The organism is Chryseobacterium sp. WLY505, from assembly GCF_030846215.1.
GTDB lineage: Bacteria > Bacteroidota > Bacteroidia > Flavobacteriales > Weeksellaceae > Chryseobacterium.
Genome location: NZ_JAVCWI010000001.1, coordinates 195,242 through 209,909 on the forward strand (window position 1 = coordinate 195,242; position 14,668 = coordinate 209,909).

The following is a 14,668-nucleotide window of genomic DNA, read 5'->3' on the forward strand; positions in this document are numbered from 1 at the left end:
AGATCTACCAAAGACATTTCGTACGATATTTCCGCCTTCGCCTGCCATATTACTGCATTTTTACCTGTTTACCACTATTGATAAGCACTTCCTTGGCGCTTTCTACATTAATCGCATCTTTTGTGCTGATGTAAGAGCCCGCTTCCATATTCTCTGTAATATTTTTAGCAGTAGACTTTCTGCCAGTCTCTGCGGTTTCAATAATATTGCTTGCTGTCAGATTATAATCATCATTAGCCGTTTCTGTGATGTCTTCTCCAGCCATAATATTGATATTCCTCTGAGCAGAAGCAATAATGTTTTTCCCGGCATTGATCTGAACGTTTTCTCCGGCTGTGAAGGTGATATTTTTAGGAGCATTCACCACAATATTCCCCTTTCCGTCCATGAGATAAGTATTTCCACTAGGATCTTCAATGAAGATACTTCCTTCCTGATCGTTAAAAATCACTTTATTACCACTTCTTGTCTGAATAGATTTAAGATGGTTATTAATACTTCCTCCCAACGCAACCTGCCCGTGGAACATTCCTCCCATCGCAAAGGGAAAATCGGGATGATGGTATTCAAAACCGACCATTACCTGATCTCCTACTTCCGGCACAGCTACAAAACCTCTGTTTTGAGTGACCATATCTGTACCTCCGGCATCAGGGCTCATCATTCTGATAAAATGGGTGGTATCCGGGTTTTTCTGCCAGTCGAATCTCACCTGTATTCTTCCCTGGTTAAGTGGATCTGTATTGGAAATAACAGTGGCAACCTGTGGCTCGGCCCTGGGTTGTATAAAATCCGGTTTCGGCATAAAACCTGTTCCTTCAGCAATCGCTTCAAAACTGCCGTTATAATATCCTCTGGCGTTGACTTCATGAGTCACCTCCGTAATAGTAAGTTTTGTAAAGTAAGAAGTCTGACTGGTGTCAGGTTTCCGCATTTCCATATCAGCAAGGCAGCCTGGATACAGAAAAGGAACCGTAGTATTGCCTGCCACCGTAAAAACTTCCACAGCAGCACTTCCGGCAGCACTTTTCTGAGAATCGCTTACATCCACAAACATATTGGCATTGATGGGTACGGGTGAAAGCGAAGGTGTTTTAAAGATGGTATTGTTAAGTTCATAAGCTTTTGAAGGGATTTCTCCCAGATGCCTGATATTATTTTGCGAACCCTCCATTTTAGTATGACTGCTGCTGTTATATCCAAAAAACTGAGGATTGGTATGAACAGCATTCAGCTCTACCTGAACATCTGTTGCATTGCTTCCATAGACAAGACGGATCGGTTTTTCAGAAGGCGGAAGTTTTCCGAAATGAAGGACTTCGCCATCGTAGTAAAACTGTTCTCCGTAGGCTTCGGCTGTTCTTGCAAGATAGTTATAATGGGTCTCGTTATATTGTGAGCTATAATTGATATAGCTTTTATTCTGTGTATCTACTCGGAAATCAAATTTTTCTGATCCAAGGGCTTCTTTAAGTATTTTGTTGGCAATAATTCCTGTATTTACAGCCTGATCACCTCCAAAACTTTGAGTATGCGGAGCAGCATCCATCAAAATCGTAGGACTTTGGCCTCTCAGTACAATATTTCCCAGACTCATTTTTTCCTGGCTGAACGCGGCTTTGGTAATTACTCCTACAAAAGTCCTTTCGGGGCTTTCACTTTCATAATCTTTATATTTGAAAACAATGGTAATTCTTTTTCCCAAAAACTGACGGGCTTGTTCCAAGGTGTGGTTTTGAGCTTCCCCAAGAGAATCATGGGCCAGAATAAGTTCAAAATTGTGATGGCGTCTTGCACTTTGCTGCAGGCGGAAATGCTTGAAGTGTTTGATTATTTTGCCTTCAATCACAATATCCAGTTTTACTACACGGTTGATTCCGGGAATATGATTCTCAGAAATCTTATCGGAATTCGAGGCATTTTTATTCATAGTAATTAGGTGTTTTTTTCAGAACTTTAATTTAAATAAACAGTCGTTCTATAAGGTTAAAAAAGGCAGAACAGCTTCCCTTGAAACGGATGTACTATTCTGCCTGATATTTAAATTCTGAATATGCTTAAGAAGGCCATGCTCCGAAGTAAGAAGAATTCCCCAGGTCTATCTGTTCTGCACTTACCACAAAACTGATATACATACTGTTCTCGTCTACCGCATCGAAATCTACTTCATGCTGGATTACATAACCATTGTTCCACTTTAATGTTGTGAGTGTTCCTTCTTCGTGAGATTTGTTGAAAGTAATCTCTCCTACTGTAGGCTTATACTTTCCGTTCAGTAAACTTTCCAGGATGTCTGATTTATCAGTAGCTTCCACTGTAATTTTGATAAGAGCATTGGAAGGATCTGATGCTACACGCCCTGATACATCTGTAGCTCTTGATACGCTATAATTAAGTTTTAATAGCTTTTGTCCTTCTCCGTTGTTGAATTTTAAAATTCCTCTTGAATTTCTTTCTGCCATGATTGTAAATTTTAATGGTTAATGTATTGTGATTGTTTGTTTTCTATATCACCAAATATAGATGTATTTGTAAAAAGCAAATAGCGTTTATTATTAAATTTAAAAAAATGTAGTAATAATACGACTAACACTCGTTAGGTAGATTATATGTTATAAATCAAGCGTTTGCTGTTTTTCATAACTAAAAATCGGATTATTTTATGGTCTGTTTAACATTGTTTAAAGAAGCAGCAATTTAGCTCCAAAAGGAGTTCTGCAGAAAAAGTCATGTGCTCCATCCTTTATAAGTGCATATTTTTTGAGAAAAATTTTAAGTATCAGGGCTGAAAACCTTTTAATAAGGTTCTTTGAAAATTATATTCAAAAAAAACAGAAAAAAAATAAACATATAAAAGCCCTGATGAACAAGACATTAAACCTAGAATCCAGCTGTACCAGCATATTTATTCAAAAAAATTAACCGAAAAACTTGCGCGGTATTATAAAATGTTATACTTTTGCATCACTTTAAAACAACGAAGTAATAAACGAAAACATAAATGGTTTCTTAGCTCAGTTGGTAGAGCAATGGATTGAAAATCCATGTGTCCCTGGTTCGATTCCTGGAGAAACCACTTCAAAACCTCTAATTTATTTTAGAGGTTTTTTTGTGTTTTGCATATAAACGGTCAATCATCGTATTCGATCAAGCGCAAAAGTTGGGACTACACTTCATGGAACCCGCCATATTCAAAGTGATCTCATTTACCTTCATCCGAAGTTTTCTGTTGATTTCTTTTTTCAGATGCTTTTACCAAATTTCGTGATGAACCTATCAGGAAATGCATATCCAGGTTAGTGTCCCGGATTTTATTGCCTCTGTAGATTGCGGTTTTTTAAAGGTTAGACTCAAAGTATCTTAAATTCCCCTGAACCAACTTCTGAAAACAAGCCGAAAGGAGTACATCGGGTACTCATCCGGCTATACTACTTAAATAAACTGTTTTTAAGTTTTTGAAAATCTCCTGATGAAAATTCTTTTTCTGAATTGAGTCATTAATTAAGTTCTTCATGCAAATATGGAGCTGCTAAAAAAACAGCTTCTTTAAAAATTGAATTAGTAAAAATTTCTCGGAACTCTGCATCTGATAATTCATTATTTCCTAATTTCTCTCTAAAGTTTTCATATGAAAATAAATGAGTCCGAATTACATACTCTTCAAAAAAAATGATAAGAAAAGCGAGACATATTATTTGTTTACACTTTCTTTAGGTTGATAATCCGGATGACCCAATTGCCATAAAGCGAAGGCGAAAATATCAGCTATTTCTTCATAAGCCTTTTTCTTAGTATTATCTCTCCCATGACCACCATCAAAATCAACCTTCAGCAAAATAGGATTTTTTGAAGTGTTATCAGCAATTAGTTTAGCTGCAAACTTTGCTGACATCCATACTGGAACTCTAGGATCATTATACCCAGTTGTTATAAGAGTTGCGGGATATTTTACACCTTTTTTGATATGTAGATAAGAGTCCATTTCATATAAATACCCAAATTCATCTTTATCCTTAACTGTTCCAAATTCCTTTACACTATTGGCTCCATTAGGAGAAGCCTCCCCTCTTACAGTATTCAGAGTCCCAGCTGCTACAATTACCGCTTTTATCAAATCTGGTCTTTCTGTCATAGTTCTACCTACTATGATTCCTCCGGCACTGATTCCCCAAATAGCTGTTTTACTTGGGTTTGAATATCCTTTTTCATGCATAAATTCTATACAAGAAATAAAATCCTTCCACGAATTAGGTTTTGTTTTTTTAAAGCCCCCCAAGTGCCACTCTTCTCCTTTTTCTCCACCACCTCTTACATGTGTGTATGCTACTATTCCTCCTTTTATAGCCCATAATAAAGCTATTCTGGCATAAAAAGGACTGTAAGAATTACTATATGCTCCATACCCTAAAACTAATAAAGGTAATTTTTCTTTAGGGTTTAATTCTTTGTTATAGATTATGGATAAAGGAATATCTTTTCCATCATGAGATTTTGCGGTTGTTTCTAAAACTTTAACATCTTTAAAATCAGTAAATTCTACAATAGAATTTATATTTTCAGGAACAAATTTGTTTTCGGATACATTATATCTATATCTTCTGTCTGGACTGTTCCATCCTGAACATGTAACCCAAAGATCAGAATAGCTGTTTGATTTTGTTGTTAAGTTTACATTACCGGCCGAAATTGGCAAAATTATTTCCTGAAGTTTTTTTTGCGAATTATAAAAGTAAAATTTAGCCTCTACACCATTTTTTGTTGTCGCAATAAATAAACCGTCTTTTGTTGAATAAACAGCTCCAATCACCTCATCTTTCATCTCATTTATAATGATTTGAGGCTGTGAGAAATTCGGGCTTTTTAAAGAAGTATGTGCAACAAAATTGTTCTTCGTACCTTTTGCCCCCACATAATACAGGTCATCTTTTACCAATGTATAATCAACAACTTTATCCTCTTTTTTATACAAAGGTTTCCAATTAATATGTTTACTATTTAATTCTGAAGAATAAGCATAGTAAGTGTCAGAAAAATTTGCAGCCCCCCCAATCTTTGCTATCAGGTAGTTTTGGTTATTTTTATTAATTGAAACAATAGGAAAATCTTCTTCTTTTAAATTTAGCTCTAAATAATCTTTTCTTGACAATATGGGATGAATTTGCTCAGGGTCATCTCCTATTTTATATACTACAGCAGCCATGTTTTTTAAAAATAAATCCGATTTATTATCCATTATTGGATAATACAGATAAATGAAGCCGCTATTATCAGGTAACCAAGAAATACCACCACCATCAGATGGCCAACAGTGGGTAATTGTATAAGGTAATATGTTTTTTTTCTCAACATCAATAATGATCATTTCTCCAATCTCCTTCCCTCCCTCGGTTAGGGCAACAACAATTTTGGATCCATCATAATTAGGTTTTATATAATTTATAACATACTCTTTGTTATTTTTTTTGTACTCAGAAGAGGTAAATAACAATTCTTCTTTTCCATTGAATCCATTACGAACATACAATTTTGGGGTATTTTCTTTAACCTGCCTTTTTAAGTAGAAGTATTTATCATTATCCGTAATCTGTAAATACGAGATAGAATACTCATTCTTACTATCCATCTCACCAAGTTTATCAATTAGATATTGACGATTTGAAATAGACTGTAAAATAAAATTAGCATAATTATTTTGGCCTTTCATCCAGTCAATAACAGATGAATCTTTAACATTCTCAATATTACGATATTCATCAATTATTTTCCTTTCAAAATATTGATCAGTTGAAGGCGTTGGTTTAATCACTGGCTGTGTTTGAGAAAATAAAATGTGATTACAAAAAATCAAAAATGTGATTATATATTTCATATTACTAAGTATGATGTAAATAAAGATGTAAGGTACAGTTTTGTACCTTACATCTTAAAAAAATAGCTAAATGTTATTAAGAGCATTTAGTGCTGTTGCTTGTCCCAGATCACCTGTATTATTACCACCATCTCCTCCATCTCCTCCTTTAATTCTTCTTAAATTAGTAACACTTACTAATTGGAATTTTTTTAAAGATAATTTCTTTTGTGTTTTTTGATCTTGTTTTTTCATTCTATTTGATTTTTTGTATTTTAATCGATCCAAAATAAATGCTTTTTTCCAAAATACATTACAATATGTTTCCGATATTGATCAATATAGTATCAGTCAAATATTTAATAAACTGAATGCTAACTAATTACCACTATCGCGTAAAATTTTTATATAATAAGAAGGTAAGGTACCTGTAACATTTTTAAATGCTTTTGTAAAGGATTCTACATTACTAAAACCCACATCCTCTGAAATAGCAGCTATCGTTTTTAACCTTAATTTTTTATTTTCCTTTAACTCGGTAATAGCAAAATTAATTCGTAATTCATTTAAATAATTTGAGAAACTTTTACCTTTTATTTCATTGATTACTTTAGACAAATAATCTCTATTCGTTTCAAAGTCTTTAGATAAAGAATACAACGTAATATTTTTGGTAATAAATATTTTATGTTTTTCAAAATCATTTAATTTTACAATAAGTTCTTGTCTTACATTTTCAGGAATCTGACTTTTAACTTTATTAATTTTCTCACCTGCTATAAGTTCAGTAATCTCTATGGCGTGATCTTCTTCACTCAATTTTTTTAAACCACCTACAGCATTCGCTATCGAACTTTCATTCTGTGTATCTATTAATTTTTGAGCCTGAACACTATATGTTTTTAATTTTCGTTGGTTTATATTAAACAAATAGATAAATGTGAAAAGTAATAATGAGCCACCACCGAGCAACCAATATAATATTGTACTTCGTTTATCTAAATTTGAAATTAACTTCTCTTTTTGTTCCAGCAATTCAGGAGTATCAAACTTTTGGTGAATCTCTTTAGAAAATTCATAATTTGATTTATAAATGGTATCATTGAGCTTTATAAGCCGATCAATCAAATAAACTTGTTTTTCTTTATTTCCCTCCAATTCATAATATTGCAACGAATTTTTATATAAACCTATTAATTCGGGACGAATAAACTTGATCCTTTTTTGTATTGAATCCATTTTATTAAAAGAATTAAAATATTCACGTTTATTATTTAATTTTTGGTAGTTCATGGATAAATACATATACGTTATCCCGAGATTGGTAGAATCATATTTTTTGAAATAATCAATATTTTGTTTTAGCCCTTTAACTGACTTCGGATAGTCTTTTAGGTAAAACTTCATAATATTACAACTGAGATCATATACTTTGAAATAATATTTCTTGTTATAAAGAAGACATTTTGACCTGCCCATTTCCGCATAAGCATAAGCCGAATCATATTTTCCTACTGCATTATATGTAATTGCTAAGCTATGTAAAATGGATAAATAATTACTAGGATCTTTTTTTTCTTCATTCTTTATATAACTGAAAGTTTCTTTAAAAATTTTTAAAGCTTCTTCATAATCATATGTGAAATATTTTATTTTTCCAATTGCATGCTTTATGAGTACTATTTCTTTAATATTGTTATTCTTTTTTGCATATGGAAGTGCCTTCAAATAATAGGATAATGCCTGATTATATTTATTACAATTATAATAAATATCACCTATTTTATAATTCCCATATGATAATTCATCTATATTACCATTTCTCTTAATAACATTTTGTATACTGTCTATGTATTTGATATTTTTTTTGAATTTTGTAAAAAGAAAAAAGTATCCATCAAACTGTTTTTTTGCATTCTTCTCATTTTTAGCTTTTACTAAAAAAGTATTTGCATATAGTATTGCTATATCATCTTGCCGGAATTCTTTACTGTAAGATTTTTCTAGCTGTTCAAAGGTTTTATTTTTTAGTGAATCGGGAATACGAAACCCTTTTATACTTTGAGGAAAATATAAACTTGTACAAAAAAGAAATAAGATTATTATAATTCTATACATATGTGTTTTTTGAAATGCAAAAATACCACATTTTAATTGTTTTCATTAATAAACAATTTATCACATTTAAAATCAATACATTACAAATATACTAAATACCAATATTGATCAATTTTAATTTTGATTATCCTGAAAATTGGTCAATTTTGGAATGCTTTGTTTGTGAAAATTATTTATCCCTAGCATTTTTGCTGTCAGGAAACACAAATATTTTCCTTTTCATAATGCGCAGTATGAAAAGTATAAATAGAGCTGATCAGCAAAACCCATGTCAGGGTTTATATGACAAAATAATTTACTTAATTTTAAAAATTAAACTAAAATGAAAACACTATTATTCGCAGCATTCTTATTAGCAGGAACAACCTTAGGATTTGCTAAAAGCAATGCACAAGTTCATAATTTTTCTAATGAAAGCAAAGAAACTGTATCTTTGACTTCTACATCTGACAAAGTGAATTCTTTGGAAGATGTTAAAAATGATGAAAAAGCAAAAGATGTTAAAAACATCTGCCATCAAACAGTTTTCACTAATGAGGTTACATATAGTTATTTTGATGATGGTATGGGGAATCTTATTGTAACAAAATCAACTGATTTGGTAATGACTACCTATTGGTATGGTTGCTAAATAATAGTTACTGCAAGTATAAATGAAATAAGAGCGCCTACTTATCTAGGCGCTTTTATAAATACAATTTTATAGATATGAAATACACTCTCTTTGTCTCCTTATTTTTTTTAAATTTTATTAATGCCCAAAATTTAAAGGTAGAATATGAATATGTAAATAAACAGGATCTTAGCGAATACTCTTCAGAATCTTCAGGCACATTTAAAAGCCAGGCACAGGCACAGCTTAAAAAAGCTCAAAAACAAATACTTTACTTTTATGAAGGAAATACATTTTATAAAAGCATTCCCACTGAAGGATTTGAAAACGAGAAAGAAAGAAAAAAGATAGATGAAAGAACTACTAGCATAACAAAAGAATCATTTGTTATTAAGCCGATTAAGATTTACCATAAGAAAAATGACCCCGGCTTTTATCAATATCAGAATTTTGGAGATGAAGAATATTATAAATATTATGCACCTAAGTTTTCCAAAATAGAGTATAAAGATAATGTTGAACAAATTGAAAAATACACATGTAAATTAGCAGAGGTTACATTAAATAATGGAGGTTTAGTAAAAGTATGGTATGCAGAAGATTTTCCAGTAAGTGCAGGTCCTTATGTATATAACTCTTTTCCTGGTCTTGTATTAAAGGTGGAATCTCCAAATTTTATTGTGTATGCTACCAAAATAAGTAATGACGGAAAAGAAACAGATTGTGAACCTATGAATCCAAAACTTAAGGTTTTAGATCAGGAAAAAGATCAAGATAAAATTCAGGAAATTATGAAAGAAGCATCAAAAGTAAAAGAAACCCATACAGATATTCGGTTATAATGAATTTTAAATTTTCAATCATTATTTTTCTGTTGTTTTTCAGCTACTCTTTTTCACAAGACATTAATATTAAAGTTAAAGAAGCGAACGGGAACTCTATATCGGAAGTTAACGTTCAGCTTCTTAAAAACGAAAAAACTTTAGACTTCCAAAAAACAAACGACAAAGGCATTTGTAATTTCCAAGTCTCCCAGAAAGGAAACTTTTCCTTAAAATTCACCTCCTTATTATACAAAACAAAGGTCGTAGAAATTAATACAAACGAAAAAAATGATTTTGAAATTGTACTAGAATCACAGGTTAAAACCATACCTACAGTAGAAATAAAAGCACGTCCTAAAATAGCAAGTGCAAAGGAAGACACAATAGCTTTTAACCTGAAAGCCGTAAGAGATGGTACAGAAAGAACAACAGAAGATCTCATTAAGAAACTTCCGGGCTTGAATATTAATGAGAACGGAAAAGTAACCTATAAGGGAAAAGCCATAGGACAAGTTTTAGTTGAGGGGAATGAGTTTTTCGGGAAAAACCATAAGATGGCAACTCAGAATATTTCGGCTAATATGGTTGAAAGTATTGATCTTTGGCAAAACTATACTACCATTAATGGAAACCGCTCCACAGCACTTAATTTAAAGCTGAAAGATGAATATAAAGGAAAGATTACCGGAAATATAGAAGGTAATTATGGTTCCAAAAATTCATATTCAGGGCATGCTAATTTGTTCCGTATTGGAAAACTTGGCAACCTAGCCCTGATTGCAGATGCAAATAATATTGCTAAAGATCCGATAAGCTTTATGGATTTTTACGAAATGAATACTCAGGAAGATATAGACAATGCAGATAATAATTCAAATATAGATATTCCTACTTTTCTTAATAATGATGGAAAAGTAAAATCTAAGGATAATCAGTTTGGAGCTTTGCAGTATTCTAAGTCAAAAAAAAATTTTAGCATTACAGCCTTTTCTATTTTCAACAACGCTCAGTTAAATAAATTTTCAACTTCTAAAAGGACGGCATTCGAAGGACAGTCAAAGGATTTTAATTTTTATGAGCAAAAGACCGAAAATAATAAAGGCTTTTTAGGGACTACTCAAATTAAGATAAAGAAGAGTTTTGCAGATGACAGTTTTCTTTATTATAATTTTGGCTATAATCCTACTCAGGATAATTTCAACCAAAATATAGATAGATATTCCACAGATATCAATTTTTACATTATTAATAACACCTCAAAAAATAATGGAATAAGTAATTTCCTTTCATGGAATAAACAGTTAAATAATTCAAAAATAATTTTCGCTTTCAACCAAATCAATGAGAATTATTTGGGAAGCTTAAATATACTTTCCAATAAAGATCTATTCCTGACTGATAACAATTCGTTATTTCAGCAATACGACGTGAATTCTAACAGATATGGACTGGACTTTTACTTGAAAAATAAAAACAAGCTTATCAATTTTAATTTTCACTCAGGATTTTCTTACAAAAATGAAAAATCGGAACTTACAGAGCTGATGTCACAGGCAAATGAGAATAGGACGTTAAAAACGTATCATTATATCAATGACCTAAATATGTACAAACAATTCGGGAAATTTGATTTGTCAGCTTCTTTAAGTTCCCATTTTCTGAATATCAATGAATATGAGAAGCATTATTTTGAGAAAAGGCTAAAATTTCAATACAGTCCTTCATCCAAAGCCAGCACAGAAATTAGCCTTGAATATAACTCAATATATAAACTTCCCACTTTAAAGCTTCTGCAATACAACCCATTGTATACAAAAGATTTATATTTTAATCAAAATACAGATCTAACCCCTGATTTGCTAAGCAATACAGACAGTTATAAATTAACCTTTCACAGAGCTTATTTAGAAAAAGGAAGCAGCACGTTTCTTATGCTGATGTATGATAAAACCAAACCTAGTTATACAACAAATACCATTAATTATGGTACATTTTCAGCTATGGAAAATACAATGGGAAGATATAGTGACCGATTGATATTTTTGTTTGCCAGTGATCGAAGATTTAGTAAAAATTATACATTGAAAACAAAGTTTACAAGTGCGATAGCCAGGAATGTAAATTTTATCAGTGACAATGAAAATATTTCTACCGTCCAAAATTTTGAACTGTCTCAAAAACTTTCTACGAATTTTAAAAACAAACCATTACAGTTTGATTTAGGCTACACTTTTACTAAAAGTATTTTTGAACAAAGTTTCTTCGATACTATGTCAAAACAAGATAATATAAAACTATCTTTTGGGATAAGAACCAATATTAAAAAAGAATGGATCGGGAATATTTTGGGGGAATATTTAATACAGAAAACGGAACAAAATACACTCAGGAATTTACTAATTGGTGGTCAGGTTTCATATAGAAAAGAAAAATCAAACTTTGAATATAACTTGCAGTTTAATAACATTCTGAATTTAAACTCTTTTCAGTATATTAACAGCTACACAAGCCAGCTAGGTGTAGATGAAATTTCTACAACAGCGTTACAAGGCTATGTCATTGGTGGTTTAAAATATAACTTTTAAGTAATATAAGTATTTTTTATTTTTAAAATATCTAACTAAACCTAACAGGTTTTGAAAACCTGTTAGGTTTAAAAATTATCAAAATGAAAAAGATAAATACCGGGGTAACCCGTGGGATAGTCGTCTACGTAGTAAATTAAAACTTCTTAAAACCTTTATTAAAAGCCGACAAGAAAGAAAACATATATTCATGGAGAAACCACTTCAAAACCTCTAATTTAGTTTAGAGGTTTTTTTGTTTTATATCGGTTCATTTCAGAAGTATCTAAGGTCGAGCCGCATCAAAAAATTTCATCAACTGCTAAGTCTAATTGGATATTGAGAATTTGTAAATCGTTGAATGTTTATACACATTTTCAGGAGTTAGTATGGGTGATGGAAAATGAGATTGATTAATTGCATTGGGAAAATTTTGCGTTTCTAAACAAAAAGCTTCTCTTTCCTGGTAGATATGATCTTCTTTTCCTTTTACATTTTTTATCCAATTGGCAGTATATAACTGCAAACCCGGCATAGTGGTAAATACTTCCATTTTTCTGCCGGACCGTGGCTCTATCACAGTAGCTGCTAAATCTAAACAATGCACAGGATGCTTTAACACAAAATTATGATCATATCCCTTTCCGATCATAAGTTGCTCATGATCCGTATTAATTCTATCTCCAATACCTGTTAAGGAGGTAAAATCAAACGGGGTATTTTTTACTGTTAAAATCTCACCAGTTGGTTCAAGATTTTTTGTGAGAGGAGTGTAAAAATCAGCCTCAATCTGCAATTGATGATTATTTATCGTTCCGCTGCCCTCTCCTGCTAAATTAAAATAAGAATGGTTTACCAGATTGAGTATAGTTTCCTGGTCTGTTGTTCCTGAATAATCTAACCGTAATTCATTATTTTCATTAATGGAATAAGTTACTGTTACAGATACTGTACCAGGATAGCCCTCTTCCCCATCAGGAGAAGTGTATTGAAAAGTCACTTTCGAGGCAGAAGACTCTTTGACATCCCATACTTTTTTATCAAAACCTATCAGACCGCCATGCAAATGATTATCTTCATCATTAACTGTTAATGAGTATTCTTTTGTGTTTAATATGAATTTTCCTTTTCTGATACGATTGGCACATCTACCACAAATGGCCCCCTGGTAAAATTCATTATTGTCTATATATTTCTGGGCTGTTTCATATCCCTGTACTACATCTGCCAGTTTTCCGTCCTTATCTTTCACATTAATACTCACGATAATTGCCCCGTAATTAGTTACCTGTACAATCATCCCATTTTGATTGCTTAGCGTAAATAACCGGACTTTTTGATGGTTGTGAACTGTATTAAAAGCCACTTCATTGATAACACCCATTTTTTAAAAATCTAATTTAACAACTCCTTTTTGTCTGATAAATAAAGGATGACAGGAACCCGCTCCAAATAAATGATTTAAAGAGGAGGTATATTTTTCAAGCAAATTTTCAGGAACGAAGGCCTGTATTGTTCCTGCAAATCCTCCACCATGCACACGCCATGCTCCGGCACCTTTCAGTACCAATTCGCTGTAAGCTAATCCCAATGAAACTGCTTGTTCATGTATATTATTTGCTACATAAACATTTTGATTGTACATATACGAACTATGTCCCGAGTCTATGACCAATTGTAAAAATTTTTTAAAATCATTATTCTCCAATGCAATCACCTCATCTCGTACACGGTCATTTTCACATTCAAAATGAATGGCTCTTAAAATAGCCCGATCTCCTACTTTTTTACGGATAGAAGGGGCAATCTCCATTACTTTTTCCAAAGTGGTTTCTCTCAGCACACTACATCCTAAATGGGCTGCAACTTCTTTCATCTCTTTAGGTAAAACAGCGTATTCATCATTCAAATTGGTATGATCGCCCCGGGTATCTGTAATCACTAAAGAAAAACCAGTAGATTCAAAATCAAAATTTACTTTTTTTACAACAGGATTGGTGACGTCTGCAAAGTCAATAATTACCAAGCCTCCTACTGCACAAGCTACCTGATCCATTAATCCACAAGGTTTTCCAAAAAAAACATTTTCTGCATATTGTCCGATACGGGCATTTAATATGGGATCTATGTTACCCTCATTAAATAAATGGCTCACAATTGCGCCAATTAAAACCTCAAATGATGCAGATGAGCTTAATCCGGAACCTTTGGGAACGCATCCATCAATTACAGCATCAAATCCTCCTATTGTATATCCCAACTCTTTTAGTCGGGCATTAATTCCACGAACAAGAGCATTTGAGGTTAAAAATTCGTTCTCATTGGGAATAAGCTGATTCAAATCTACTTCAAATGACTGATAGCCTGAAGATTCAATCCGGATTATATTGGAGTTATTTTTAGCGGCAATGGCTATATTATCTAAGTTTATGGCACTCGCTAATACGAGACCATGATTATGATCTGTGTGGTTACCTCCAATTTCGGTTCGTCCCGGTGAACTAAAAACAGAAACCTCTTTTTCACCAAAAATTTCTTTAAAACGGGATAATGTTCTGGTATAACGGATTGCCTGCTGATGTAGCAGTTCTGAATTTTGTCCGTACAACTCTCTAAATTGAGGAACATCACCTTTATTAATTAAAGAATCAATATATTTATAATTTGACATGTATTGGTATCTGGTTTATAAAACTGTCTA

General features: G+C 32.3%; 10 protein-coding genes and 1 tRNA gene. 4 read left to right on the plus strand and 7 right to left on the minus strand.

Translation table 11 applies throughout. The features are described 5' to 3' along the window. Positions 1–49: 49 nt before the first annotated feature. Positions 50–1,930 carry a type VI secretion system Vgr family protein gene (locus RAH34_RS00935; RefSeq protein ID WP_306594849.1) on the minus strand — a complete coding sequence of 627 codons (1,881 nt, stop codon included), beginning with the start codon at positions 1,928–1,930 and terminating at the stop codon, positions 50–52. 127 nt (positions 1,931–2,057) lie between these two features. Further along, positions 2,058–2,462, minus strand: coding sequence for a type VI secretion system tube protein TssD (tssD, locus tag RAH34_RS00940; RefSeq protein WP_079242745.1), 405 nt, complete (start codon positions 2,460–2,462; stop codon positions 2,058–2,060). 541 nt (positions 2,463–3,003) lie between these two features. Between tssD and RAH34_RS00945 the strand changes: the two genes are divergently transcribed. Continuing rightward, positions 3,004–3,076: transfer RNA gene (locus RAH34_RS00945), tRNA-Phe, on the plus strand. A 615-nt stretch (positions 3,077–3,691) separates the two neighbouring features. On the opposite strand, the gene RAH34_RS00950 is transcribed toward RAH34_RS00945, so the two are convergent. The 3 genes from RAH34_RS00950 to RAH34_RS00960 all read right to left on the minus strand — a co-directional run bounded on the left by RAH34_RS00950 (position 3,692) and on the right by RAH34_RS00960 (position 7,966). Further along, a complete protein-coding gene (locus RAH34_RS00950; RefSeq protein WP_306594850.1) occupies positions 3,692–5,869 on the minus strand; it encodes a prolyl oligopeptidase family serine peptidase in 2,178 nt (725 codons plus the stop codon). A gap of 66 nt (positions 5,870–5,935) precedes the next feature. After that, positions 5,936–6,103 carry a hypothetical protein gene (locus RAH34_RS00955; RefSeq protein WP_306594851.1) on the minus strand — a complete coding sequence of 56 codons (168 nt, stop codon included), beginning with the start codon at positions 6,101–6,103 and terminating at the stop codon, positions 5,936–5,938. A gap of 123 nt (positions 6,104–6,226) precedes the next feature. After that, positions 6,227–7,966, minus strand: a complete 1,740-nt coding sequence (locus RAH34_RS00960) for a helix-turn-helix domain-containing protein (RefSeq protein ID WP_306594852.1) — start codon at positions 7,964–7,966, stop codon at positions 6,227–6,229. 322 nt (positions 7,967–8,288) lie between these two features. Between RAH34_RS00960 and RAH34_RS00965 the strand changes: the two genes are divergently transcribed. The 3 genes from RAH34_RS00965 to RAH34_RS00975 all read left to right on the plus strand — a co-directional run bounded on the left by RAH34_RS00965 (position 8,289) and on the right by RAH34_RS00975 (position 11,988). Continuing rightward, positions 8,289–8,597: a hypothetical protein gene (locus tag RAH34_RS00965; protein ID WP_114819066.1), complete on the plus strand. Its 309-nt coding sequence runs from the start codon at positions 8,289–8,291 to the stop codon at positions 8,595–8,597. Between the two features lie 77 nt (positions 8,598–8,674). Then, positions 8,675–9,421 (plus strand): GLPGLI family protein, encoded by a 747-nt coding sequence (locus tag RAH34_RS00970; protein WP_306594853.1) that lies wholly within the window; start codon positions 8,675–8,677, stop codon positions 9,419–9,421. Then, a complete protein-coding gene (locus RAH34_RS00975) occupies positions 9,421–11,988 on the plus strand; it encodes a hypothetical protein (protein ID WP_306594854.1) in 2,568 nt (855 codons plus the stop codon). The genes RAH34_RS00970 and RAH34_RS00975 overlap by 1 nt, the downstream gene beginning before the upstream one ends. A 307-nt stretch (positions 11,989–12,295) precedes the next feature. On the opposite strand, the gene RAH34_RS00980 is transcribed toward RAH34_RS00975, so the two are convergent. After that, positions 12,296–13,351 carry an aldose epimerase family protein gene (locus RAH34_RS00980; RefSeq protein ID WP_306594855.1) on the minus strand — a complete coding sequence of 352 codons (1,056 nt, stop codon included), beginning with the start codon at positions 13,349–13,351 and terminating at the stop codon, positions 12,296–12,298. Between the two features lie 3 nt (positions 13,352–13,354). Beyond that, positions 13,355–14,638: a galactokinase family protein gene (locus RAH34_RS00985; protein ID WP_306594856.1), complete on the minus strand. Its 1,284-nt coding sequence runs from the start codon at positions 14,636–14,638 to the stop codon at positions 13,355–13,357. Positions 14,639–14,668 lie beyond the last annotated feature (30 nt).

Bases quoted from the DNA above. Each gene is read 5' to 3' on its own strand.
- RAH34_RS00935 (WP_306594849.1), bottom strand. From the start codon at position 1,930: ATGAATAAAAATGCCTCGAATTCCGATAAGATTTCTGAGAATCATATT.
- tssD (WP_079242745.1), bottom strand. From the start codon at position 2,462: ATGGCAGAAAGAAATTCAAGAGGAATTTTAAAATTCAACAACGGAGAA.
- RAH34_RS00950 (WP_306594850.1), bottom strand. From the start codon at position 5,869: ATGAAATATATAATCACATTTTTGATTTTTTGTAATCACATTTTATTT.
- RAH34_RS00955 (WP_306594851.1), bottom strand. From the start codon at position 6,103: ATGAAAAAACAAGATCAAAAAACACAAAAGAAATTATCTTTAAAAAAA.
- RAH34_RS00960 (WP_306594852.1), bottom strand. From the start codon at position 7,966: ATGTATAGAATTATAATAATCTTATTTCTTTTTTGTACAAGTTTATAT.
- RAH34_RS00965 (WP_114819066.1), top strand. From the start codon at position 8,289: ATGAAAACACTATTATTCGCAGCATTCTTATTAGCAGGAACAACCTTA.
- RAH34_RS00970 (WP_306594853.1), top strand. From the start codon at position 8,675: ATGAAATACACTCTCTTTGTCTCCTTATTTTTTTTAAATTTTATTAAT.
- RAH34_RS00975 (WP_306594854.1), top strand. From the start codon at position 9,421: ATGAATTTTAAATTTTCAATCATTATTTTTCTGTTGTTTTTCAGCTAC.
- RAH34_RS00980 (WP_306594855.1), bottom strand. From the start codon at position 13,351: ATGGGTGTTATCAATGAAGTGGCTTTTAATACAGTTCACAACCATCAA.
- RAH34_RS00985 (WP_306594856.1), bottom strand. From the start codon at position 14,638: ATGTCAAATTATAAATATATTGATTCTTTAATTAATAAAGGTGATGTT.